The organism is Kitasatospora sp. NPDC059577 (assembly GCF_042735475.1).
Classification (GTDB): Bacteria; Actinomycetota; Actinomycetes; order Streptomycetales; family Streptomycetaceae; genus Kitasatospora.
The window spans coordinates 95,238-118,363 of record NZ_JBHWBZ010000022.1 but is presented as its reverse complement, the minus strand read 5'-3'; the positions used below and the strand labels follow the sequence as shown (position 1 = coordinate 118,363).

18 protein-coding genes are annotated in these 23,126 nt (G+C 73.5%); 11 read left to right on the top strand and 7 right to left on the bottom strand.

Annotation, left to right across the window (positions count from 1 at the left end):
* Window positions 1-106: 106 nt before the first annotated feature.
* Complete coding sequence (locus ACFV0O_RS19460; RefSeq protein WP_380343103.1) at window positions 107-1,153, bottom strand: ABC transporter permease; 1,047 nt, start codon at window positions 1,151-1,153, stop codon at window positions 107-109.
* 125 nt (window positions 1,154-1,278) lie between these two features.
* Here ACFV0O_RS19460 and ACFV0O_RS19455 point away from each other — a divergent pair, with 125 nt between their 5' ends.
* A complete protein-coding gene (locus ACFV0O_RS19455) occupies window positions 1,279-1,728 on the top strand; it encodes a MarR family winged helix-turn-helix transcriptional regulator (protein ID WP_380343100.1) in 450 nt (149 codons plus the stop codon).
* A gap of 245 nt (window positions 1,729-1,973) precedes the next feature.
* A complete protein-coding gene (locus ACFV0O_RS19450; protein WP_380343098.1) occupies window positions 1,974-3,527 on the top strand; it encodes an MDR family MFS transporter in 1,554 nt (517 codons plus the stop codon).
* A gap of 148 nt (window positions 3,528-3,675) precedes the next feature.
* Here ACFV0O_RS19450 and ACFV0O_RS19445 read toward each other — a convergent pair whose 3' ends face one another.
* Both ACFV0O_RS19445 and ACFV0O_RS19440 read right to left on the bottom strand, forming a co-directional pair.
* On the bottom strand, window positions 3,676-3,927 hold the full coding sequence (locus ACFV0O_RS19445) for a hypothetical protein (protein WP_360253933.1): 252 nt from the start codon (window positions 3,925-3,927) through the stop codon (window positions 3,676-3,678).
* 26 nt (window positions 3,928-3,953) lie between these two features.
* Complete coding sequence (locus ACFV0O_RS19440; RefSeq protein WP_360253935.1) at window positions 3,954-5,132, bottom strand: inorganic phosphate transporter; 1,179 nt, start codon at window positions 5,130-5,132, stop codon at window positions 3,954-3,956.
* Between the two features lie 333 nt (window positions 5,133-5,465).
* Between ACFV0O_RS19440 and ACFV0O_RS19435 the strand changes: the two genes are divergently transcribed.
* The gene (locus tag ACFV0O_RS19435; RefSeq protein ID WP_380343094.1) at window positions 5,466-7,025 is read left to right on the top strand and encodes an NlpC/P60 family protein; all 1,560 of its coding nucleotides are present in this window, start codon (window positions 5,466-5,468) and stop codon (window positions 7,023-7,025) included.
* Window positions 7,026-7,093: 68 nt separating this feature from the next.
* Here ACFV0O_RS19435 and ACFV0O_RS19430 read toward each other — a convergent pair whose 3' ends face one another.
* Window positions 7,094-9,373 carry an FdhF/YdeP family oxidoreductase gene (locus tag ACFV0O_RS19430; protein ID WP_380343091.1) on the bottom strand — a complete coding sequence of 760 codons (2,280 nt, stop codon included), beginning with the start codon at window positions 9,371-9,373 and terminating at the stop codon, window positions 7,094-7,096.
* A gap of 161 nt (window positions 9,374-9,534) precedes the next feature.
* On the opposite strand from ACFV0O_RS19430, the gene ACFV0O_RS19425 reads away from it, so the two are divergent.
* A complete protein-coding gene (locus ACFV0O_RS19425; protein ID WP_380343088.1) occupies window positions 9,535-11,466 on the top strand; it encodes a protein kinase in 1,932 nt (643 codons plus the stop codon).
* A gap of 139 nt (window positions 11,467-11,605) precedes the next feature.
* Here the strand turns inward: ACFV0O_RS19425 and ACFV0O_RS19420 are convergent, their stop codons facing one another.
* Window positions 11,606-13,531, bottom strand: a complete 1,926-nt coding sequence (locus ACFV0O_RS19420; RefSeq protein ID WP_380343086.1) for an FAD/NAD(P)-binding protein — start codon at window positions 13,529-13,531, stop codon at window positions 11,606-11,608.
* On the bottom strand, window positions 13,528-14,475 hold the full coding sequence (locus ACFV0O_RS19415) for an amino acid ABC transporter permease (RefSeq protein ID WP_380343083.1): 948 nt from the start codon (window positions 14,473-14,475) through the stop codon (window positions 13,528-13,530). The genes ACFV0O_RS19420 and ACFV0O_RS19415 overlap by 4 nt, the downstream gene beginning before the upstream one ends.
* A gap of 704 nt (window positions 14,476-15,179) precedes the next feature.
* On the opposite strand from ACFV0O_RS19415, the gene ACFV0O_RS19410 reads away from it, so the two are divergent.
* The 7 genes from ACFV0O_RS19410 (at window position 15,180) to ACFV0O_RS19380 (ending at window position 22,279) form a co-directional block, all read left to right on the top strand.
* Window positions 15,180-16,391: an LLM class flavin-dependent oxidoreductase gene (locus tag ACFV0O_RS19410; protein ID WP_380343080.1), complete on the top strand. Its 1,212-nt coding sequence runs from the start codon at window positions 15,180-15,182 to the stop codon at window positions 16,389-16,391.
* The gene (locus tag ACFV0O_RS19405; protein ID WP_380343077.1) at window positions 16,388-16,924 is read left to right on the top strand and encodes a GNAT family N-acetyltransferase; all 537 of its coding nucleotides are present in this window, start codon (window positions 16,388-16,390) and stop codon (window positions 16,922-16,924) included. The genes ACFV0O_RS19410 and ACFV0O_RS19405 overlap by 4 nt, the downstream gene beginning before the upstream one ends.
* A gap of 10 nt (window positions 16,925-16,934) precedes the next feature.
* Window positions 16,935-17,882 carry an ABC transporter substrate-binding protein gene (locus ACFV0O_RS19400; protein ID WP_380343074.1) on the top strand — a complete coding sequence of 316 codons (948 nt, stop codon included), beginning with the start codon at window positions 16,935-16,937 and terminating at the stop codon, window positions 17,880-17,882.
* 175 nt (window positions 17,883-18,057) lie between these two features.
* A complete protein-coding gene (locus tag ACFV0O_RS19395) occupies window positions 18,058-19,053 on the top strand; it encodes an amino acid ABC transporter permease (RefSeq protein WP_380343071.1) in 996 nt (331 codons plus the stop codon).
* A gap of 38 nt (window positions 19,054-19,091) precedes the next feature.
* Entirely contained in the window at window positions 19,092-19,844 is a 753-nt protein-coding gene (locus tag ACFV0O_RS19390; protein ID WP_360254199.1) for an amino acid ABC transporter ATP-binding protein, read from the top strand.
* A gap of 115 nt (window positions 19,845-19,959) precedes the next feature.
* Window positions 19,960-20,949 carry an ABC transporter substrate-binding protein gene (locus ACFV0O_RS19385; RefSeq protein ID WP_380343069.1) on the top strand — a complete coding sequence of 330 codons (990 nt, stop codon included), beginning with the start codon at window positions 19,960-19,962 and terminating at the stop codon, window positions 20,947-20,949.
* A 112-nt stretch (window positions 20,950-21,061) separates the two neighbouring features.
* The gene (locus ACFV0O_RS19380; RefSeq protein WP_380343066.1) at window positions 21,062-22,279 is read left to right on the top strand and encodes a protein kinase; all 1,218 of its coding nucleotides are present in this window, start codon (window positions 21,062-21,064) and stop codon (window positions 22,277-22,279) included.
* Here the strand turns inward: ACFV0O_RS19380 and ACFV0O_RS19375 are convergent.
* A complete protein-coding gene (locus tag ACFV0O_RS19375) occupies window positions 22,235-22,933 on the bottom strand; it encodes an MBL fold metallo-hydrolase (RefSeq protein WP_380343063.1) in 699 nt (232 codons plus the stop codon). The two genes, ACFV0O_RS19380 and ACFV0O_RS19375, sit on opposite strands and share 45 nt — an antisense overlap.
* Window positions 22,934-23,126: the final 193 nt, after the last annotated feature.

Sequence of the window (23,126 nt, the reverse complement as noted above, 5' to 3'; positions counted from 1 at the left end):
CCCGGGGGCTGGCCGGGGCCGGCGGCGCCACGCGCGGGCGGCCCCGGGGGGCCGCGCGCGGGGCCCCGGGCCGTGGGGCCGGGGGCTCGGTGCGGAGGGGAGGGGGTCAGACCCCGACTGCGGTGGGCTCGGGCTCGCGCTCCTCGGCGCGGGGGCCGCGCAGCACGGCCAGGAAGGCGATGCCGATGCCGACCAGCGCCCAGATCACCAGGACCAGGATCGGCATCCCCAGGTTGGTCGAGCCGAAGTAGGCGATCGACTTGGTGGCACCGGTGCCGGCGCCGTTCGGGATCACCGAGCCGATGGCCCGCCAGAACGGCGGCATCATCGGCGCCGGGTAGACCCCGCCCGCGCTCGGGTTGCCGAGGACGACGAAGACCAGTACCGCGATGCCGATGCCGATGATCCCGAACAGGCACTGCAGCGCCATGGTGAACGCGCCGACCGAGAAGACCACCAGGGCGCCGATCGCGGACAGGGCGAGGATCGAGCCGGGCAGCGCGTCCAGGACCGACCCGGCGATGATCGCGCCGCCGACGCCGGCCGCGACCGAGTAGAGCGCCAGGACGCCCAGGCGGATCAGCAGACGGTGGGCGTTGGCCGGCTTGGAGCCGGCGCTGATGCCGAGGATCGAGGCGACCAGGTAGCCGCCGACGCACCAGCCGATCACCAGGTAGAAGGAGGAGAGGCCGTTGGTGTCGCCCTTGGCGAGCGGCACGACGTCCTGGACCTTGACCGTCCGGCCCTGGGACTGGTCGATCGCGGTGGTGACGGTCTCGGCGGCCTTGGCGGCGGACGGGCCGCGGGCGCCGCCGACCAGCAGGGTGTCCTCGGTGCCGGTCGGGTTCACGACCCAGGCCGCGTAGATCTTCTGGTCCTTGATCTGCGCGGTGGCGGTCTCGGCGTCCGGCGCGGTGACGGCCTTGACGGCGCCGTTCGGGACCGCCTCCAGCGCGCCGATCAGCTTGGGGGCGACCTGCGGCGGGGCGACCACCGCGATGGAGAGGTTGTGCGGGGCGGGCTTGTGCAGCGCGCCGATGTAGGAGGTGATGAAGCCGAGCTGGAGGAGCAGCACTCCGATCACGAGCAGTGCCGCGCGCGGGGTGACCGCGCTCTTCAGTTCGGCGACGAAACCCTGCCCAGGGGCTGCCATCGACATCTCCTTGCGTACCGGGGAAAAACGGATCTTCGGAACCGATACTTCATACCATGAAGTAGTTGGTCCGCGGCAGATCCCGCACCGGGTCCGGGCCGGGGCCGCTGCGCGATACTGACGCGGTGAGCGACGAGGAAGCCCTGGTGGCGGTGGAGCGCGAGGTCGCGCTGATGTTCCGGCGGGGCCGGGCCAGAGTGGCGGAACTCTCACGCCGGGTGCACCCCGGACTGGAGGGCACGGCCTACAGCATGCTCGGCTACATCGAGCAGGCCGGGCGGGTCCGGGTGACCGACGTCGGGGTGCACTTCTCGGTGGGCAAGGCGACGGTGAGCCGGCAGATCCGGGCGCTGGAGGACCTGGGCCTGGTGGCCCGGGAGGCGGACCCGTTGGACCGCCGGGCCGCGCTGGTCTCGCTGACCGAGGACGGGCGCCGGCGCTACCTGGACGCCCGGGACGTACGGATGCGGCGGGTGCGCGAGGTGATGGGCGGCTGGTCGCCGGACGACGTGACCCGCTTCGCGGAGCTGCTGCGCCGCTTCAACGACGTCCTCGGGGAGCCGGCCGCCGAGTGACGGGGGAGCCCCGGGCGGCGTCACCGGCGCCGTCGGTGTGGGTGACGGGCGCTCGTGGTGCGGGCGACCGGTGGCCGTGGTGCGGGTGGCCGGCGGTCGTGGTGCGGGTGGCCGGCGCGGGTGCCGTGCGGGCTTTACCCACCCTTGAAGAAAGTTGCCTAATTCAACCATCTCGTCTTATGGTTGCTTAAGGCAACGAATTTTCATGATGCGCGCATCCCGCCCGCCTGCGCCGAAGGACCCAGATGACCGTGACCACCGAGGCCGCGAGCGGCAGCGCCGCCGCCGTCGACACCCAGCAGATGACCCACCGGCAGGTGATGGAGGCGCTCTCCGGCCTGCTGCTCGGCCTCTTCGTGGCCGTGCTCTCCTCGACCGTCGTCTCCAACGCCCTGCCGCACATCCTGGCCGACCTGCACGGCGGCCAGTCCGCCTACACCTGGGTGATCACCGCGGCCCTGCTCACCCTCACCGCCTCCACCCCGATCTGGGGCAAGCTCTCCGACCTCGCCAGCAAGAAGCTGCTGCTGCAGATCGCGCTGCTGATCTACATCGCGACCTCCGCGCTGGCCGGCCTCTCGCAGAACACCGGTGAGCTGATCGCCTGCCGCGCACTGCAGGGCATCGGCGCCGGCGGTGTCGTCGCGCTCGGCCAGATCTGCCTGGCCGCGATGGTCCCGCCGCGCGAGCGCGGCCGGTACAGCGGCTACTTCGGCGCGGTCTTCGCGCTCGCGACCATCGGCGGCCCGCTGATCGGCGGCGTCATCGTGGACACCTCCTGGCTGGGCTGGCGCTGGTGCTTCTACGTCGGCATCCCGTTCGCCGTGCTCGCGATCGCGGTGGTCCAGCGGACCCTCAAGCTGCCGGTGGTCAAGCGCAAGGCGAGGATCGACTACCTGGGCGCGCTGGTCATCACCGCCTCGGTCAGCCTGCTGATGATCTGGATCACGCTGGCCGGCAAGAACTACGCCTGGCTGTCCTGGCAGACCGCGGCCATGGTCGGCGGCGGCCTGCTGCTGGGCGCGCTGGCCGTCGTGGTCGAGCGCCGCGCCGCCGAGCCGATCATCCCGCCGGACCTCTTCAAGTACCGCACCGTCACTCTGGCCGCCCTCGCCAGCGTGCTGGTCGGCGTCGGCATGTACGGCGCGACCACCTTCCTCAGCCAGTACTTCCAGCTGGCCCGCGCCAAGTCCCCGACCACGGCCGGCCTGATGACCCTGCCGATGATCCTCGGCCTGGCGGTCGCCTCCGCCGTGGCCGGCCGGCTGATCACCAAGTACGGCAGGTGGAAGGCCTACCTGGTCGCCGGCACCGCGCTGCTCACGGTCGGCTTCGGTCTGCTCGGCACCGCCCGGGCCGACACGGACTACGGGCTGCTCTCCCTCTACATGGCGATCACCGGCGTCGGCCTCGGTCTGACCAGCCAGAACCTGGTGCTCGCGGTGCAGAACACGGTGCCCCGGCACGAGCTCGGCGCGGCCAGCTCGGTGGTCACCTTCTTCCGGACCATGGGCGGCGCGATGGGCGTCTCCGCGCTCGGCGCGCTGATGACCGACCGGGTCGGCCGCTACCTGGCGGAGAACCTGACCGCCGCGCACGTCCCGGCCGGGCACGCGGCGGCCGGCGGCGGCATCCCGGACCTGCACAAGCTGCCGGCCCCGATCGTCCCGCTGGTGACCGACGCCTTCGGGCACGGCGTCGGCACCGTCTTCCTGTGGGCCGCGCCCTTCGCCGGGCTGGCCTTCGTCACCGTGCTCTTCATCCGGGAGACGGTCCTGAGGACCACCCAGGAGAGCTGACCGGCCGGCAGGACCGGGGACGCGCGCGACGGGTCGGGACCCGCCGGCCCGACCGGGCGTACGAGAACGGGCCGGGGAGTGCGAAGGTGCACTCCCCGGCCCGTTGCGTCGGCCCGTTGCGTCGGCCCGTTGCGTCGGGCTCCGAGCCCTAGTGGCCGGCGATCAGCGTCAGCCCGTAGCCGACGGCCGCGGCGCAGACCGCGAAGCAGGCGTACGCGCCGGCCAGGGCCAGCTTGCCGCCGCCCTGGGCCGGGGCGCTCCCGGCCTCACGGGCGGCGCTCAGCGAGGCCTCGCGGCGGGACAGGGCCAGGATGCCGAGCGCGAAGACGGCGACCACGGCGACGGTGATGCCGAAGCTGAAACCGGCGGTCTGGGCCAGGGCGGTCCACTTGATGTGCATGGTGAGTGCTCCTCAGCCTGCGGCGCTCAGGCCGCGACCGTGGTCGAGGCGGGGGTGGGGGCGTTCGCGGCGACGGCCGGTGCGACCTCGACCTCGACCGTGGTGACGTCGTTGACGTTGTCCGCGCCGACCGGCTGGCGGCGGGAGATCAGCCACATCGCGCCCGAGCCGGCCACCAGCACGGCGCCGACCAGGGCGACGCCCCAGCTGCCCTGCTCGGCCAGCAGGGCCGCGCCGCCGGAGACCAGCGCGGCGGCCGGCAGGGTCAGGCCCCAGGTGTAGACCATGCGGCGGACCATGCTCCAACGCAGCTCGCCCTTGGGGCCGCCGAGGCCCGCGCCCATGATGCCGCCGGAGCAGACCTGGGTGGTGGAGAGGCCGAAGCCCATGTGCGAGGAGGTCAGGATGACCGTCGCGGCGGCCGACTCGGAGGCGAAGCCCTGCGGCGGCCGGATGTCGGCCAGGCCCTTGCCCATCGAGCGGATGATCCGCCAGCCGCCCATGTAGGTGCCCAGCGCGATCGCGGCACCTGCGGAGACGATCACCCAGGTGGGGGGCAGCGCGCCGTGCGGCAGGGCGCCGACCGAGACCAGGGTCAGGGTGATGATGCCCATCGTCTTCTGGGCGTCGTTGGTGCCGTGCGCGAGCGAGATCAGCGAGGACGAGAAGATCTGGCCGGTCTTGAAGCCCTTCTCGGTGGCCGCGCCGTCGCCCTTGCGGGTGATCGCGTAGGCCAGCTTGGTGGCGCCCCAGGAGGCCAGGCCGGCGACGAACGGGGAGGCGACCGCCGGGATGATGATCTTGGTGATCACGGTGTCGAAGTTGACGCCGTTCATGCCGACGCCGACGATCGTGGCGCCGATCAGGCCGCCGTACAGCGCGTGCGAGGAGCTGGACGGCAGGCCGCGCAGCCAGGTCAGCAGGTTCCAGAGGATCGCTCCGGCCAGTGCGGCGAAGATGATCTCGGGATGGACCCCGGCCTTCTCGTTGACGATGCCGCCGGAGATGGTGGTGGCGACCTTCACGGACAGGAACGCGCCCGCGAAGTTCAGGACGGCCGCGATGGTGACCGCGACCTTCGGACGAAGGGCCCCGGTCGCGATCGCGGTGGCGGCCGCGTTGGCGGTGTCGTGGAACCCGTTGGTGAAGTCGAAGGCCAGCGCCGTGATGATCACAACGGCTACCAGGAACGAGATGTGTTCCATACCCAAACAATCGTCGTAGTTGTCGCACGGACGTTGGTGACGTCGCGACCGTAGGTCGGCTTGGTAAACGGAAGGTGAACTGAGCCGGGAATCGTGGTTCCGATGGTTGACTAGTGGTAACCGTAAGCTTTCGCCGGGGTGACCTCGACCGCACTGAACTGGGCATTGGCGTGGAACGCCCTGGTTCGACCGGGTTTGCTGAGAGCTGTCTCACAGTTCAATCGAGAATTAACCTCCCAGTACGCGTGCGCCCTGTTTCCGGCGAGTAACCCATGGGAGGATCTGCGGGATCCGGGAGACCGGGACAGGGCACTGGGCGGGGAGGACCAACCCATGGGCGGGGCTGGACAGCGTACGGAGACGACAGGCGTACGCCCCTGGGTGCGGGCGGCACTGCGGTGCGGAGCCGTCCTCGCGGCCGCCGCACTCGCCCTGCCGGCCGCCGCCGGCGCCGCCTGGGCCGCACCCGACCCGGGCGCCGGCACCGTCGTCGCGGGCGCCGACCCGCTCGCCGCCGCCAAGGCCACCCTCGGCCCGCTCCTCGACCAGCTGCACGCGCTCTACCAGAGCGCCGAGGCCGCCACCGAGGAGTACAACGGCACGGTGGCCAAGGTCGCCGAGCAGCAGGCCGCGCTCACCGACCTCCAGGGCAGGCTGGAACGCCAGCAGAAGGAGGTCGACGCCGGCACCGACATCGCCTCGCAGCTGGCCGCCGCGCAGTACCGCAACGGCGCCGCCTCCGCGTACGCCGAACTGCTGCTGTCCAAGGACCCGTACGAGGCCGTCACCATCGCCGAGCTGCTCGCCACGGCCAGCCGCTCCCAGTCGGAGTTCCTGGAGCGGCTGAAGAACGACCGGAACGCGCTCGACGGGCTGAAGAAGCAGACCGAGGACGCGCTGAAGGCCTCCCAGGGGCTGGTCGCCCAGCAGGACGCCGCCAAGGCCAAGGTCGCCGCCGACCTCGCCTCGGTCGAACAGGTCGTCTCCTCGCTGACGGGCGCCCAGCGGACCGAGCTGGAGCAGCTGGAGAAGGCGAAGGCCGACGAGGCCCAGCTCGCGTTCCTCGCCTCCGGAGCGCTCGGCAAGGGCGAGCGCACGCCCTCGCAGCAGGGGCGCGGGGCGGTGGCCTTCGCGCTGGCGCAGGTCGGCAAGCCCTACCTGTGGGGCGGCATCGGACCGGACTCCTACGACTGCTCCGGCCTCACCTCGCAGGCCTGGCTGCACGCCGGCAAGCCCATCCCGCGCACCAGCCAGGAGCAGTGGGCGCAGCTGCCGCACGTGGCGCTCAACCAGCTGCGGCCCGGTGACCTGGTGATCTACTTCCAGGACGCCTCGCACGTCGGGATGTACATCGGCGGTGGGCTGATCGTGCAGGCGCCGCGCCCGGGGGCGTTCATCAAGGTGTCGCCGATCGGCTCGATGCCGATCCTCGGTGCCGTCCGGCCGGACCCGTCCGGCGCGGCCGACGACGCGGGCGGCGCCTGGAAGGTGCCCGACCTGCCGGCCGGCTGGGACTCCACCACCCCGATCGCGCCGAACCCCACCAAGCCGACCACGCCGACCACGCCGACCACCCCGCCGACGTCCCCGGGCCAGCCCACCGGCACGCCGACCACCCCCGGCGGGACCGGCACCCCGACCGACCCGGGCACGCCGTCGGGCACCGGCACGCCGACGCCCACCCAGACCCCGACCGGCACGCCGACGACCCCGACCACGCCGACTACGCCCACGACGCCGCCCGGCACGCCCGGCACGCCCACCCCGAGCGGAACGGGGAGCCCGGCGGGCACCCCGAGCGGCACCGGCTCCGCCACCGCCTCCGTCTCGGCCTCCGCCTCCGTCCCGGGCAGCCCCACGGCGACCCGGCCGCTGGGGACGCCCACGCACTGACTGCCCGCACCGACGGCGAGGCCGCCCCGCGTCCGAGGACGTGGGGCGGCCTCCGCCTTCGTCGGGGGTCAGGCGCCGGTGTCGGCGGCGAAGCGGATCACCACGGCCTTGGAGGTCGGGGTGTTGCTGATGTCGGCGGTGGAGTCCAGCGGGACCAGGACGTTGGTCTCGGGGTAGTAGGCCGCCGCTCCGCCGCGGGCGACGGGGTAGTGGACGACCCGGAAGTGGGGCGCGCGGCGCTCGACGCCGTCCTTCCACTCGCCGACCAGGTCGACGTACTCGCCGTCGGTGAGTCCCAGTTCGGCGGCGTCGGCGGGGTTGACCAGGACCACCCGGCGGCCGCCCTTGATGCCGCGGTAGCGGTCGTCGAGGCCGTAGATCGTGGTGTTGTACTGGTCGTGCGAGCGCAGCGTCTGGAGCAGCAGGCGGCCCGGCGGGACCTCGGGGGCGGTGAGCGGGTTGACGGTGAAGTTGGCCCTGCCGGTCGCGGTGGGGAAGGTGCGGGAGTCCCGGGGACCGTGCGGGAGGGTGAAGCCGCCCGGCCGGCGGACCTTCTCGTTGTAGTCCGCGAAGCCGGGGACGACGCGGGCGATCCGGTCGCGCAGGGTGTCGTAGTCGGTGGCGAAGTCCTCCCACGGCAGGGTGTCCCGCGGGCCGAGGACGGCGCGGGCGAGGCGGCAGACGATCGCGGTCTCGGAGAGCAGGCCGGGCGCGGGCGGCCGCAGCCCGCCGCGGGAGGCGTGGACCTGCCCCATCGAGTCCTCGACGCTGACGAACTGGGCGCCGGCGCCGGTGACGTCCCGGTCGGTGCGGCCGAGGGTGGGCAGGATCAGGGCGCGGGCGCCGGTGATCACGTGCGAGCGGTTGAGCTTGGTGGAGACGTGGACGGTCAGCCTGCAGCGGCGCATCGCCGCCTCGGTGACCTCGGTGTCCGGACTGGCCGCGACGAAGTTGCCGCCCATCGCGAAGAAGACCTTGACCTTGCCGTCGCGCATCGCGCGGATGGTGTCCACCGAGTCGAGGCCGTGCTCGCGTGGCGGCTCGAATCCGAACTCGTTCTCCAACGCGTCGAGGAAGGCCTTGGCGGGCCGCTCGAAGATGCCCATCGTCCGGTCGCCCTGGACGTTGCTGTGCCCGCGCACCGGGCAGACACCGGCACCGGGGCGGCCGACGTTGCCGCGCAGCAGCAGGAAGTTGACCACCTCGCGGATGGTGGGGACGGCGTGCTTGTGCTGGGTGAGGCCCATCGCCCAGCAGACGATGATCTTCTTCGAGCCCAGCACCAGGCGGCCGAGCTCCTCGATCTGCTCCCAGGGCAGGCCGGTCGCGGCCAGCACCTCGTCCCGCTCGGTCTTCCGGGCCTGGGCCTCGAACTCCTCGAAGCCGTGGCAGTGCTCGGCGACGAAGTCGCGGTCGACGCCGTCCTGCTCCAGCACGATCCGGTTGAGCGCGCGGAACAGCGCGAGGTCGCCGCCGAGGCGGATCTGCAGGAAGAGATCGGTCAGCTTGGTGCCGTGGCCGACCAGGCCGCGGGCGTTCTGCGGGTTCTTGAACCGCTCCAGGCCGGCCTCCGGCAGCGGGTTGACGCTGACGATCGTGGCGCCGGCCCGCTTGGCGCGCTCCAGCGCGGAGAGCATCCGGGGATGGTTGGTGCCCGGGTTCTGGCCTGCCACGATGATCAGGTCGGCCTGGTAGAGGTCCTTGAGGCTGACGCTGCCCTTGCCGACGCCGAGCGTCTCGGTGAGCGCCGAGCCGGAGGACTCGTGGCACATGTTGGAGCAGTCCGGCAGGTTGTTGGTGCCGAGCCGGCGGGCGAACAGCTGGTAGGCGAAGGCGGCCTCGTTGCTGGTGCGGCCGGAGGTGTAGAAGGCGGCGCCGTCCGGGGTGTCCAGGCTGCGCAGCTCCTCGGCGATCAGCGCGAACGCGTCGTCCCAGGAGACCGGCCGGTAGTGGGTGGCGCCCTCGTCGAGCAGCATCGGCTCGGTGAGCCGGCCCTGCTGGCCCAGCCAGTAGCCGGAGCGCCCGGCCAGGTCGGCGACCGGGTGGGCGGCGAAGAAGTCGGCGCGGATCCGGCGCTCGGTGGCCTCCTCGGCGACGGCCTTGGCGCCGTTCTCGCAGAACTCGGCGGTGTGCGTCCTGTCCGGCTCGGGCCAGGCACAACCGGGGCAGTCGAAGCCGTCCGGCTGGTTGACCTTGCGCAGGGTGGCCAGGGTGCGGCGGGCGCCCATCTGCTCGGCGGCCATCCGCAGGCTGTGGCCGACGGCGGGCAGTCCGGCGGCCGCGTGCTGGGGCGCGGAAACCTCGGGGGCGTCCTGCGCCGGGTCGCTCTGCGGGGCCTGCTTGGCCATGACCGCTCTCCTCGGCTCTGCTCGATCCGGCCGTACCGCCGGGGCCGCCGCTCCGTCGCGGGGGCACGGTGCCCATCCTTCCACCTGGCCGTGGGCGGGGGGAGGGGCGGTCGGCGGCGTCGGTAGAGTCTCGTCCGTCATGGCGGATGGGGGAGGGGCGCGTGCGAGTCGGTGACGTCCTGGACGGCCGGTACGAGCTGGAGGAGAAGCTCGGACAGGGCGGGTTCGGGGTGGTGTGGCGGGCCCGGGACACCCGGATGCGGCGTCCGGTGGCGGTCAAGGTCATCGGGCACCACGGCGGCGACCAGGCGAAGGCGGCCCTGCGGTTCGTGCGGGAGGCGTGCGCGGCCGGCAACCTGTCGCACCCGCACATCGTCACCGTGCACGACCTCGGCCAGTGCGAGGTCGGCGACCGCGAGGTCACCTTCCTGGTGATGGAACTGCTCACCGGCCGCACCCTGACCGAGGTGCTGCGCGAGGGACTGCCCGAGCCCGCGCTCGGCCTGCGCTGGGGACGGCAGATCAGCGAGGCGCTGGCGGCCGCGCACGACGCCGGCATGGTGCACCGGGACATCAAGCCCGACAACGTGATGCTCACCGGCGGCGGGCACCTGAAGGTGCTGGACTTCGGCATCGCCCAACTGGACACCGGCGCGGGCGGGCTCACCACCACCGGGACGATCGTCGGCAGCCCCGCCTACATGGCGCCCGAGCGGTGGACCGGCGGCCGGGTGGACGGCCGGGCGGACCTCTACGCCCTCGGCTGCGTCCTGGTCGAACTCTTCACCGGGGCACGGCCGTTCGGCGGTGACTCGACGCCGGTGCTGATGTACCAGCACCTCAACGAGGCGCCCCCGGCACTGGACCCGGCGCAGTTCGGACTGCCGCCGCAGGTGGCCGGACTGGTCGCGGAACTGCTGGCGAAGGACCCGGCGGACCGGCCGGCCGACGCCAGGACGGTCGCGCGGCGGCTGGCGGAACTGGCCGCGGTGCCGGCACCGCCGGCCGACACGCCGGTGGCGGTGCCGACGGTGGTCGACCGGGCCGCGCCCGTCGCGCAGGCTGCGCCGGTCGCGGTGGGGCCGCTCGCGGTGGGGCCGGTGGTGCCGCCGGCGCCGACCGCTCCGCCCGTGGCGCCGCCCGCAGCCGCTCCGGCCGTCGCACCTCCGGCCGTCGCACCTCCGGCCGCTGCGCCGACGGCGCCGCCGGCCGCCCCGCCCGTCGTGCCGAGCGCCGCGCCGTCGGTGCTGTCGCCGCTGACCACCCCGCCGGTGCTCGCCGTACCGCCCGCCGACGGCGTACGGACCGCGCTGCGCGAGCGGCGGTCGGCCGCGTACGGGGCGGCGACGGCCGGGGAGTCGGCGGTCCAGCTGCAGGCGGTCGCCCAGGAGTGCGTGACCGCGCTCGGCGCGGGCGACCGCGACACCCTGTGCACCTGGCGGGACTTCACCTGGTACCTCAGCCGGACCGGGGACCTGGACGGCGCGATCCGGCTGCTGACGAGCGTCGTCGACGACATGCGCTCGGCGCTCGGCCCGCTCGACCCGGACACCCTCGGCGCCCGCTACCACCTGGTGTGGTGCGTCGGCGAGAGCGGTGCGACGGTCACCGCGATCCGGCTGCTGCACGAGCTGCTGCCCGATCTCCACGCCGTCTGGGGCCCGCACGACACCCGCGTCCTGAAGGCCCGGCACGACCTCGCGGTGCACCGGGCCAACCGGGACGACCTGCAGGGCGCCGTGCTCGAACTGCACGGGCTGCTGCCCGACCTCGCCCGGGTCCTCGGTGAGCACCACCCGAGCACCGCGCAGGCCTGGCAGGACCTGGCCGGCTACCAGCAGCGGCTCGCCGGTGCGGGCCGCCGCGGCGCGGGCGGACCGCACCGGCGCCGGACGCCGAGGATGAGCCCGGTGGAGGCACTGGTGCTGGTGCGCCGGTTGCGGGTCTGGGACTTCGCCACCGACGGGGAGGCCCGGGCCTGCATGGACGCGCTGGACCGCGGGATCGGCCTGAAGGGCGTCGCGGACGTGGTGTTCGGCGCCCCGGACCACGTCTCCGACGAGGACCTGGTGGAGGAGATCTTCGGCCCCTGACGTCTCTGGTGTCGCTGGCGTCTATGGCGTCTATGGCGTTTCTGACGTTTCTGCGGGCTGTCGTCGACGACGGATCCTGCCGCGGCTCCCGGTTCCCGGTTCCCGGCTCCCCACTTGCGACGGCCGGGCACGGTCACGTTCACGCGGCCAGGGCCGCCGTCGGGAGCGCGGCCAGGGCCCGCAGCAGGACCCGGGCGGCCGCGTCGTTCTGCCGGAAGCCCGGGGCGTCGGTGCGCGGCCGGGCGAAGGCGGCGGCCGAGCGCAGGCTGGTGTGCGGGCCGAGCGCGGTGCGGCGCGGGTGCGGGGCACCGCCCAGGGTGGGGTCGAGCAACCGGCTGTCGGCCGGGGCGATGGTGACCAGGCCGGACCGGTGGGTGTAGTCGGGGTCGCGCACCACCTCCTCCACGATCCGCCCGGTGCGGTGCAGTTCGCGCAGGACGGGGTCGAGGGTGCGGGCCAGCGCGTGCTTGGGCAGGTACGCCTCGACGAGTGCCGTCGCGTGGACGGTGTGGCCGGGCACGGTGGTGCCGGAGGCGCGCCAGGTGCCGGTGGCCTCGTCCCGTTCGACCCGTACGCCCGCGCCGAGGAAGCGCACCACCCCGGCCTCCGACAGTGCGAGCAGCTGGCGCAGCCGGAAGCCGGGCGGACCGGAGGCGAGGAAGCTGAAGTAGCCGAAGAACCAGTCGTCCACGTCCTCGGCGACCGAGCGGGCGGTGAGCCGGCCGCTCGTGAGGACCCGCTGGAGCTGGCCGAACAGGGAGAGCAGGGCGAGGAAGGCGCCGAGGTCGGCGCTGTGCGCGGGGTCGGCGCGACGGTCGGCGTCGGCGGCGACGTATCCGCGCAGGTGTGCCTGGAGTTCCTCGGCGGAGGCGAGTTCGAGGCCGGCCAGCGGGTGGTCGAGCCGCTCGAAGTCGATCCGGTCGGCCGGGTCGGGGACGGCCTCGGCGACCAGGGCGGCGAGTTCGGGGGTGTACCAGCCGTGCCGGTCGTACCGGGCCAGGAACGCGGGCCAGGGCAGGGCGGTGCGTTCGGGGTGGGCGTGGAACAGCTCGTGGAAGTGCCCGAAGGCGACCTCCTTGGCCATCGCCGGCCAGAAGTCGCGCCGTAGCCCCAGCGGCCCTTCGCCGGCGAGCACGGCGTCGACGGCGGCCGCGTCGAAGTACCGGGGGAGCGGGGCGGGCGGTCCCTGCAGCCGGTAGCCGGTCTTGGAGTGGTACGGGACGCCGCGCCGGGAGCCGAGGTGGAGCACCGGTTCGCGGCCGGACGGGTGGTAGCGCAGCGCGTCACCGCGGCCGGTGGGTTCGAAGCGGCCGCCGCGGCCCTCGGTGAGCAGCGAGACCAGGTCGACGGCGGCCAAGCCGAGGCCGCGCAGCACCACCTGTTCGCCGGGGGCGACGCGCGCCAACTCGGCGGCGGTGTCGGCGGAGTAGGCGGGCGGGAGGTGGAAGCGGCCGTGTCGGGCGGCGAAGTCGGCGTCGGCGGTGTGGCGCGGGTGCGGGGCCGAGTCGAGGTGGCCGAGGGTGAGGGCGACGTGGTCGGCGGTGAGCGTCCGGTCGCGGAGGTGGACGGTCTGCGGGCCGTCGGCGGGGCCGTCGATCCGCCGCACGGTGTCCCGGTGGACGGTGACGCCGACGTGGGGCGGCAGGTCGGCGACGGTGCGGCGGAACACCCAGTCCAGGTAGGCGCTCTGGGCCCGGCGGGTGGGGAAGTCGGTGGGGGCGAGGCTGTCCAGCTCGGCCCGGACGGTCGGGTCGGCGACCTCCCGGTACGGCGCGAACTCCGCCTGGCGTACCGCCCATTCGGCGAGCGAGGGGCCGGGGCGGACCGGTCCTTCGAGGGTGGAGCGCTCGTCGGTGAACATGGTGACGTCCTCGGCCATCGAGTTCATCCGCAGCAGCGGGGACTGGTCGTGGCGCCAGATCCGGCCCGCGCCGGGCGGGTACGGGTCGACCAGATGGATCTCCAACGGACGTTCGGCGGGCAGGAGTTCGGCGGCGTTGGCGGCGATCCGCTCCAGCAGACCGGTGCCGCGCGGGCCGGCGCCGACGATGACGAGCGTCGTCACGCCCCCACCACCCGTCGGTAGGCCGCGCGGGCCCGCTGCAGCGGCGTGGGCGGCAGGCCGTCGCGGGTGGCGCCCCTGGCGAAGTGCCGTTCCAGGTAGTACTGGCCGATGGACAGCAGGGTGGTGATCACCAGGTACCAGATGGTGGCGACCATCAGCATCGGGATGACCCGGTACGACTGCAGGTAGACCAGTTGCACCGAGTAGAGCAGGTCGGAGACGGCCAGCACGCTGACGATGCTGGTGCCCTTGAGTGCGCCGATCAGCATGTTCCCGGCGGTCGGCACGATCGCGCGCATCGCCTGCGGCACGACGATGCGGCGCAGGACCCGTCGGCGGGCGATCCCGAGCGCGGCGGCCGCCTCCAGCTGGCCGCGGTCCACGGAGAGGATGCCGCCGCGGATCACCTCGGCGGCGTAGGCGGTCTCCAGCAGGGTGAGGCCGATGACGGCGGTCAGGGTGGGGCCGATCAGGTCGACCGTCCTGACGGTGACGAACTCGGGGCCGAACGGGATGCCGAGGCCGAGCGTGGGGTAGAGCGCGCCGATGTTGAAGAAGAACAGCAGCTGCACCAGCGGCGGGGTGGAACGGAAGATCCAGATGTACACCCAACCGAGCGTGCGCAGAACCGGGTTGGCGGACAGCCGCATGACGGCGAGGACGGTGCCGAACGCGAAGCCGAGCGCGAGGGTGACGGCGGTCAGCCACAGGGTCAGGGTGAGGCCGTCGAGCACGGACCGGGCGGTGAACCAGTCCGCGACCACGCTCCACTGGAAGGCCTCGTTGCGGATCACCGAGGTGACCGCCATCGTCGCCAGCAGCAGTGCGACGCCGGCGGCGGCCCACTGGCCGGGCTTGCGGCGGGCGACGATCCGGGCCAAGGGCGGCGGGGCGGAGCGGTCGAGTGCGGAGGGGGCGGGCAGGACGTCCTGCGGGGTGGCCATGGCGGAGGCTCCTGGCGGGAGTGCGGGCGGGCGGGTACGGCGGCGGTCACGTACGTACGGCCTGGGGTGCCGGCCCGCGTCCCTCAACGCGTCCGGCACGGTTGCACTGCACTCCGCCGTGATCGTACGCATGCGCGAACGAGGGCTGTCAAGGGTGGCCCGAGGGGTGGGGGCGGTCCTGCGGCAGCGGTCGGGGAAGTGACAGGAGATCGCAACAGTGCGGCAATGATGGGTGGTTGACGCGGGACCGGGCGGCTGCTCAACTTGAGGCCATGTACGCCGAGCAGCCCCTGGTCACCCGCGACCACATCGACTTCGGTCGGGTGTGGTCCGCGGCGTGTCGCGGCTGACCCGACAGCGGCCGCCCGTCCGGCCCTGACCGTCCTCGGCCCTGACCGTCCTCGGTCCTGATTCCCTCGGCCCTGATTCCCTCGGGGAGTCCTCCCTCGGTTTGCCCCGCCGCGGGCCGGGAGTCGCCGCCCTCACATGACGGCACGTCAGGCATCCGCTGTCATCGCCGACTTCGCACTGCGCTCCGGCAGTTCCCCGTTCCCTGCTCCCCTGTTCCCCCGTTCGGTCCGGCCTTCGCCGCGCTCCGGCCTGCCCGCGCCACCGTCACGTGCCCGACGGCCGCCCCGTCACGGCCGCCTCCGGTCCGCCCACCCGCGGCCCACCGGATCCCCGCTCACCCGAAAGGTTCCGCCATGCCTGTCGAATTCCTCGGCATCGCCGCCACCGGCGACGGTTCGGAGACCACCCCGCGCACCACCGCCGCCTTCGACCGCGACTACACCCTGCGGCTGGCCCGGGCGCACGAGGACCACGGCTGGGACCGGGTGCTCTTCGCGTACGGGGCCGGCGCCCCGGAGCCGGCGGCCTCGGCGGCCTACCTCGCCTCGCACCTCGACCGGCTGCAGATCCTGCTGGCCCACCGGCCCAACGTCTCCTACCCGACGTTCGCCGCCAAGACCTTCGCGACGCTGGATCGGATCAGCGACGGCCGGCTCACCGTGCACTTCATCACCGGCGGCAACGACCACGAGCAGCGCCGCGAGGGCGACTTCCTCACCAAGGACGAGCGCTACGAGCGCACCCGCGAGTACATCGGCATCGTGAAGAAGGCGTGGACCAGCCGGGAGCCCTTCGACCACGAGGGCCCGCACTACCGCTTCGAGGACTTCGTCTCGGACGTCTTCCCGGTGCAGCAACCGCGTCCGGCGGTCTCCTTCGGCGGCTCCTCGGACGCGGCCTACGCGGCCGGTGGCGCCGAGGCCGACATCTACTGCCTCTGGGGCGAGCCGCTGGCCCGGACCGCCGAGCAGATCGAGCGGGTGCGGGAGGCGGCGCGGGCCGCCGGGCGGACCGACCTGCCGCGGATCCAGGTGGCGTTCCGGCCGATCATCGCGCCGACCGAGGAACTGGCCTGGGAGAAGGCGCACCGGACGGTCGCCGCGATCCGGGCCCGCCGGGCCGCCGACCGGCCGGCGTCGGGGCGGACGGCGGGGCGGACGGCGGGGCCCGCGACACCGGAGGCCGTGACACCCGAGAACGTCGGCTCGCAGCGGCTGATCGAGATCGCCGAGGCCGGCGAGCGCTACGACCGCGCGCTGTGGACCCCGACCGCCGCGGCCACCGGCGGGGCGGGCAACTCCAACGCGCTGGTCGGCACCCCGGAGACGGTCGCCCAGGCCCTGCTGGACTACCACGACCTCGGCGTGGACATCCTGTCCGCCCGCGGCTACCACCTGCTGGACGACGCCATCGACTTCGGCCGGTACGTCATCCCGATCGTCCGCGAGGAGGTCGCCAAGCGGGACGCCGCGAAGGCCGCCGAGCAGGCGGCCCGGGACGAGCAGGCGGCCCGGGACGAGCGGGCCGAGCGCGACCGCCGGCAACTGATCGCGGTGCAGGCGTGAGCACGGCGCCGCCGGCCGAGTTCCGCCGGGTCACCGTCGACGACCGGCTGGTCGAGCCGCTGCTGCGCGAACTCACCCACGAGTACGTCACCCGGTACGGCCCCGAGGCGCACCGGGAGATGAGCCGTTACCCGGGCGAGGCCTTCGCCGAGCCGCACGGCGTGCTGCTGCTCCTCCTGGAGGGCGGCGAACCGGTGGCCGGCGGCGCGTACAAGCGGTACGACGAGCACACCGCCGAGGTGAAGCGGATGTGGACGCACTCCGCGCACCGCCGCCGCGGCCTGGCCCGCCGGGTGCTGGCCGAACTGGAGCGGACCGCCGCCGAGGCCGGCTACACCCGCATCCACCTCACCACCGGGCCGCGCCAGCCGGAGGCCAGGGGCCTCTACCTGGCGGCCGGGTACACCCCGCTGTTCGACGTCAGCGCAGATCCGCTGACGATCGGCCCGCTGCCGTTCGAGAAGGACCTTCCCGACCCGTCCGGGCAGTTTCTCCCCGCCGCGCCCGCGCGGCAGCCCGTCCACACCCCCTGAAAGGCCCCCCGTGAGAACCACCACCGTCCGCCGCCGCCTGCTCGCGGCCACCGCCCTGCTGCCGGTCCTGGCCCTGGCCGCCTGCGGCTCGGACCCGAAGATCGCGGGTGCGGCGGGGACGGGCGGCCCGGCCGCCTCCGCCACCGAGGACGTCGTCTCCGGCCTGGCCAGGTCGGAGGCCGCGGCCGCGCTGCTGCCCGAGGAGGTCCGCAGGGCCGGCACGCTGAAGTTCGGCTCGTCCTTCGGCGCGGCGCCCACCGCGTTCTACGTCGACCAGGTCGGCAAGAAGCCCGCCGGGATCGACGTGGACTTCACCGACGCGGTGGCCAAGGTGCTCGGCCTGGCCGTGGAACGGCAGGAGGCCGCGTTCGAGACCATCCTGCCCGCCCTGGACAGCGGGAAGTTCGACGTCGGCACCGGCAACTTCGGGGTCACCACGGCCCGGCTGAAGACCATCGACTTCGTCACCTACATCGACGACGGCCAGGGCTTCGCGGTGAAGAAGGACAACACCGCGATCCAGCCGATCACCGACCTGGTCCAGCTGTGCGGGCTGACCGTCGGCACCGGCGCCGGCACCACCTTCGAGACCACCCTCAACAGCCGCAGGAACGTCTGCACCGACGCCGGGAAGAAGCCGTACGAGGTCAAGGCGTTCAGCGAGAGCGGTGCACTGCTGACCAGCCTCCAGCAGGGCCGGGTCGACGTCGAGATGTCCACCATCAACGGCCTGCGCCACCAGGCCTCGCAGGAGGCTTCCGGCCTCCGCTTCCTCGGCGAGTTCCACCGCCTCGACGTCGGCTTCGCCTTCAAGAAGGGCTCGAAGCTCACCCCGGCCTTCCAGGCGGCGGTCAACCAGCTGATCAAGGACGGGACGTACGAGCGGATCCTGCGCAAGTGGGGGGTCACCGACTCGGCCATCAAGGAATCGCAGATCAGCCCGCCCGAGCACGCGTGAGCACCGGCCCGCTCCGCCGCCGGCCCGCTCCGGCGGTGGGCTCTCCGCCGCCGGGCCTTCCGTCGGGGGGCCTTCCGACGCCGGGCCTTCCACCGGTGGGTCCTCCGCCGCCGGGCCCCTCGACGCCGGGCCCCTCGACGCCGGGTCCTCCGCCCACAGGCCCAAGGAGCCTCCGATGACCGTCACCACCGAGACCCCCGCGCCCCCGCCCCGCCGCAGAACCGCGGCCGCCGTCGACCTCGACGCCCTGGAGGGCCTGCCGACCGTCCCCGCCCGGCACCCCTGGCGCTGGGCGGCCGGGGCCGTCGCCCTGGTCGTCCTCGCCCAGTTCACCCACGGCCTGGCCACCAACCCCGGCTGGGACTGGGCCACCTTCCGGGTCTACTTCACCGCCGACACCATCCTCCAGGCGATCGGCCGGACCCTCGAACTCACCGCCTACGGAACGGTGCTGGGCTTCCTGCTGGGCGCCGGGGTGGCCGCGATGCGGCTGTCCCGCAGCGCGATCCTGCGGGCCATCGCCTGGGCTTACGTCTGGGTGTTCCGCTCGATCCCGCTGATCGTCCAGCTGGTGTTCTGGTTCAACCTCTCCTACCTCTACAAGCGGTTCGGGTTCGGCATCCCCTTCGGCCCGACCTTCGGCGACTTCGAGACCGTCGGCGTGCTCGGCGCGCTCGGGGCCGCGGTGCTCGGCCTCGGACTGCACCAGGCCGCGTTCGCCGCCGAGATCATCCGCGGCGGCGTCATCGCGGTGGACGCCGGCCAGCGGGAGGCCGCCGCCGCCCTCGGCATCCCGCGCCGGCGGCAGGCCTGGCGGATCGTGCTGCCGCAGGCCATGCGGGGCATCCTGCCGGCCGCCGCCAACGAGGTCATCTCGCTGCTCAAGGGCACGTCGGTGGTCTACGTGATGGCCATCGGCGAGCTCTTCTACCAGACCCAGGTCATCTACGGCCGGACCGGCCGGGTGGTGCCGCTGCTGATGGTCGCCACCGTCTGGTACGTGGTGCTCACCACCCTGCTGTCGATCGGCCAGTACTACGTCGAACGCCACTTCGCCCGCGGCGCGCGGCGCACCCCGCCGCCCACCCCGCTGCAGCGCGTCCGGGCCCTCGTCCGGAGCCTGCCGGCCCGCACCTCGCCCGTCGCCCGCACCTCCGGAGGACAGCCGTGACCACCCTGACGAAGACCGGGCCGACCGACGCCGCCCCGATGGTGCAGGTCCGCGGCCTGCACAAGAGCTTCGGCCGGCTGGAGGTGCTGCGCGGGGTCGACCTGGACGTCCCGGCCGGCTCGGTGACCGTGGTGCTCGGTCCGTCCGGCTCCGGCAAGTCCACCCTGCTGCGGGCGATCAACCACCTGGAGAAGCTGGACCGCGGCCACGTCGCGATCGACGGCGAGCTGATCGGCTACCGGCGCTCCGGGGACAAGCTGTACGAGCTCAAGGAACGCGAGGTGCTGCGCCAGCGCACCGGCATCGGCTTCGTGTTCCAGAACTTCAACCTGTTCCCGCACCTCACCGTGCTGGAGAACCTGGTCGAGGCGCCGGTCTCCGCGCTGCGCCGGCCCCGGGCCGAGGCCAGGGCGACGGCGTCGGCGCTGCTGGAGCGGGTCGGGCTGGCCGACAAGGCCGCCGCCTACCCCCGGCAGCTGTCCGGCGGGCAGCAGCAGCGGGTGGCGATCGCCCGGGCGCTGGCACTGGAGCCGAAGGTGCTGCTGTTCGACGAGCCGACCTCGGCGCTCGACCCGGAGCTGGTCGGCGAGGTGCTGGACGTCATCAAGGACCTGGCCCGCAGCGGCACCACGATGATCGTGGTCACCCACGAGATCGGGTTCGCCCGCGAGGTCGCCGACACCGTGGTCTTCATGGACGGCGGCGTGGTCGTCGAGCAGGGCCCGCCCGCCGAGGTGCTGGACCGGCCCCGGCACGACCGGACCCGGGCCTTCCTCGCCAAGGTGCTCTGAACGCGCCGCCCTGCCGCACGTCCCTCCTTCTCCGCATCCCCCTTTCCGCGCCCCCTTTCCGCGCCCCCTTTCCCGCGCCCCCTCCGGGTCCCCTTCACCGAGCAGGAGTTCCGCCATGTCCCTACCCCGCCGTGCCCTGGTGGCCTCGGCCGCCGCACTCGCCGCCGCCCTCGTCCTGGCCGGCTGCGGCAGCGGCGCCACGGGTGCCGCGGCGGAACTCGCCCCGGCCAGGGGCAGCACCGCGCCCGACGGCACGGTGGTGAACCTGTCGCCGAACCAGGACCGGGTGACGACACCGAAGGTCGACGCGATCGCCGCGCTCGTCCCGGAGGAGATCAGGAAGAAGGGGACGCTGACCGTCGTCGATTCGATCGGCACCACCCCGCCGCTGGACTTCTACGCCAACGACGACAGGACCGTCATCGGCGTCGAGCCGGACATCGCCACCCTGATCGGCGGAGTGCTCGGCCTCAGGGTCGAGTTCAACCCGGTGTCCTGGGAGAACATCTTCGTCGGCCTGGACAGCGGCAAGTACGACGTGGGCCTGTCCAACATCACGGTCACCGAGGCGCGCAAGGAGAAGTACGACTTCGCCACGTACCGGCTGGACGTCCTGGGCTTCGAGGCGAGGAAGGGCAGCGGCCTCAAGGTCGCCGGCGCCGCGGACCTCGCGGGCAGGTCGGTCGGCGTCGCCACCGGCACCAACCAGGAGAAGCTGCTGGTCGCCTGGAGCGAGGAGAACGTCCGGGCCGGCCGCAAGCCGATCGACATCAAGTACTTCCAGGGCACCGACTACTACCTGGCGCTGTCCTCCGGCCGGATCGAGGTCTACACCGGCCCCAACCCCAGCCTGGCCTTCCACGCGGTGCAGACCGGCGAGACCGAGGTCGTCGGCACCTACTCCGGCGGCGGCGCCGATGTCATCGGCAAGATCGCGGCGACCACGAAGAAGGACAACGGCCTGGTCAAGGCACTCGGCGCGGCGATCGACGAGGCGATCAGGAACGGCACCTACGGGCAGGTGCTCAAGCGCTGGGGCCTGGACGGCGAGGCCGTGCGGTCCTCCGAGACCAACCCGCCCGGCCTGCCCAAGCCGAAGCCGTAGCGGCCTCCCGGCACACCCACCCGGTTCCGTTCACCCGTTCGTCCCCGCCCGCCGCTATGGTGACCCCTCCGACGGCGAACGCCGGGCGGGCGCGGTCGAGTTGGGGGAGGGCATGGAGAAGGGCGAGGTGCTCGGCGGCCGGTACCGGCTGGAGGAGCGGCTGGGCAGGGGCGGCTTCGGCGTGGTCTGGCGGGCGACCGACACGACCATCCCCCGGGAGGTCGCGGTGAAGGTGCTGCTCGCCGAGCACGCCACCGACCGGGAGGCGGTCAGCAGGTTCGCCGGCGAGGCCAGGACGGCCGGCAGCCTCAGCAACCCGCACATCGTGACCGTGTACGACTACGGGTGGACCGCGGCCGGCTCCGGGAAGATCCCCTACCTGGTGATGGAGCTGGTCCGCGGCCGGGCGCTGTCCGAGGTGCTCAAGGAGGGCCTGCCGGACCACGCGAAGGCGCTGCGCTGGATCCGGCACGTCTGCAAGGCGCTGGACGCCGCGCACCGCTCGGACGTCGTCCACCGGGACATCAAGCCCGAGAACGTGATGGTCACCGACGAGGGGGAGGGGGAGCGGGCCAAGGTCCTGGACTTCGGCATCGCCCGACTGGTCACCCAGACCGTCCGGCTCACCTCCACCGGCAACGTGATCGGCACCGTCCCGTACCTCGCGCCCGAGTGCTGGTCCGGCGGCGCGGTGGACGGCCGCGCCGACCTCTACGCGCTCGGCGTCATGCTGTACGAGGTCTGCACCGGTGGACGGCCGTTCCGCGCCGCCTCGGCCGCCGAGTACATGTACAAGCACCTGGAGGAGGTCCCGCCGCGGGTGCGCAGCAAGGACCCGGCGCTGGCCGAGCTGGTCGCCCGGCTGCTCGCCAAACGGCCCGAGGACCGGCCGTCCGGGGCCGCCGAGGTGCTGGAGCGGCTGCGCGCCGTCCGGCCGGGGATGCTGCGGCCGGACGACCCCAGCCCGGAGCAGCTGCGCCGGCGGGCCGACCGGGCCTGGCAGCACGGCGCGGCGGACGAGCCGGCCGAGGCGGTGGAGATCCTCACCGCCCTCGTCCCCGACTTCGCCCGGATCTGCGGCCCGGACGACCCGCGCACCCTGCGCACCTGCCACGACCTGGCCCTCTGGCTGGCCCGGGACGGCAGCCCGGGCGCCGCGGTCGCCCTGCTGGACGAGCTGACGCAGGTGCCAGGCGCCGCCCCGGAGGCCAGGGCCGACGCGCGGCGCGACCTCGCGCACTGGCAGCGGGAGGTCGCCCGGCTCGGGCCCGGCCGGCCGCGCGCGCTAAGCCTGCGGGTGCTGCTCGGCGGCGGCGCGCAGGGCGGCTGAGGCGCCCTCGGCGATCGGGTCGCCGTGTCCGAACACGGCCGTTCCCACCGGCAGTGCGGCCAGCCGGTGGAAGGAGGCCAGGGCCCGGGCCGGGTCGGTGTGGAACACCCCTGGCCGGGTCTGCCCCCCGACGTTGGACACCACGTCCCCGGTGAACAGCACGCCGGGCCCGGGCAGGTGCAGCGCGATGCTGCCGTCGGTGTGGCCGGGCACGTGCAGGACCATCGCGCCGCCGCCGGTGTCCAGCACGTCCCCGTCCTCGACCTCGCGGTGCACCGGGCAGGGCTCGGCGGGCGGGATCGGCGGCAGGCCGTCCCACAGCTGCTGCTCGAAGGGGCTGAGCACCGGTGGCACCGGCGGCTGCTCGCGCCGCACCACCGGCGCCTCCAGCCGGTGCGCCACCACCTCGGCGCCCCGGCGGCGGGCGAGCTCGGCGGCGGAGCCGGTGTGGTCCTCGTGGTGGTGGGTGAGCACGATCCGGCGCAGCGCGGCCGGATCCAGGCCGACGGCGCGGATGCCCTTCTCGATGTCGTCGGCGGAGCCGGCGATGCCGGTGTCGACCAGGGTCAGTCCGTGGTCGTCCCGCCAGAGGTAGGCGGCACCGAAGTCCAGTGTGATCATGTGCAACTCGTCGCGTACCCGGGTGATCTCCATGTCCCGGATCCTGCGCCCCGCACCGGCGCGGCACGCCCGCGTTCGCCCTGGGCGTGCGGGCGTTCGCCGACGGCGGAGCGGTTCGCGCCCGCCCGGCGCGGGCCGGTCCCGGCCGGTGTCAACCGTGCGTGCCGCCGATCCGGGGCCCGGGCCGGGACGGAATCCGGGAGGATTTCGCCCATCGGGACGGTCT

Bases quoted from the DNA above. Each gene is read 5' to 3' on its own strand.
- ACFV0O_RS19460 (WP_380343103.1), bottom strand. From the start codon at position 1,153: ATGGCAGCCCCTGGGCAGGGTTTCGTCGCCGAACTGAAGAGCGCGGTC.
- ACFV0O_RS19450 (WP_380343098.1), top strand. From the start codon at position 1,974: ATGACCGTGACCACCGAGGCCGCGAGCGGCAGCGCCGCCGCCGTCGAC.
- ACFV0O_RS19445 (WP_360253933.1), bottom strand. From the start codon at position 3,927: ATGCACATCAAGTGGACCGCCCTGGCCCAGACCGCCGGTTTCAGCTTC.
- ACFV0O_RS19440 (WP_360253935.1), bottom strand. From the start codon at position 5,132: ATGGAACACATCTCGTTCCTGGTAGCCGTTGTGATCATCACGGCGCTG.
- ACFV0O_RS19435 (WP_380343094.1), top strand. From the start codon at position 5,466: ATGGGCGGGGCTGGACAGCGTACGGAGACGACAGGCGTACGCCCCTGG.
- ACFV0O_RS19430 (WP_380343091.1), bottom strand. From the start codon at position 9,373: ATGGCCAAGCAGGCCCCGCAGAGCGACCCGGCGCAGGACGCCCCCGAG.
- ACFV0O_RS19415 (WP_380343083.1), bottom strand. From the start codon at position 14,475: ATGGCCACCCCGCAGGACGTCCTGCCCGCCCCCTCCGCACTCGACCGC.
- ACFV0O_RS19410 (WP_380343080.1), top strand. From the start codon at position 15,180: ATGCCTGTCGAATTCCTCGGCATCGCCGCCACCGGCGACGGTTCGGAG.
- ACFV0O_RS19395 (WP_380343071.1), top strand. From the start codon at position 18,058: ATGACCGTCACCACCGAGACCCCCGCGCCCCCGCCCCGCCGCAGAACC.
- ACFV0O_RS19390 (WP_360254199.1), top strand. From the start codon at position 19,092: ATGGTGCAGGTCCGCGGCCTGCACAAGAGCTTCGGCCGGCTGGAGGTG.
- ACFV0O_RS19385 (WP_380343069.1), top strand. From the start codon at position 19,960: ATGTCCCTACCCCGCCGTGCCCTGGTGGCCTCGGCCGCCGCACTCGCC.
- ACFV0O_RS19380 (WP_380343066.1), top strand. From the start codon at position 21,062: ATGGAGAAGGGCGAGGTGCTCGGCGGCCGGTACCGGCTGGAGGAGCGG.
- ACFV0O_RS19375 (WP_380343063.1), bottom strand. From the start codon at position 22,933: ATGGAGATCACCCGGGTACGCGACGAGTTGCACATGATCACACTGGAC.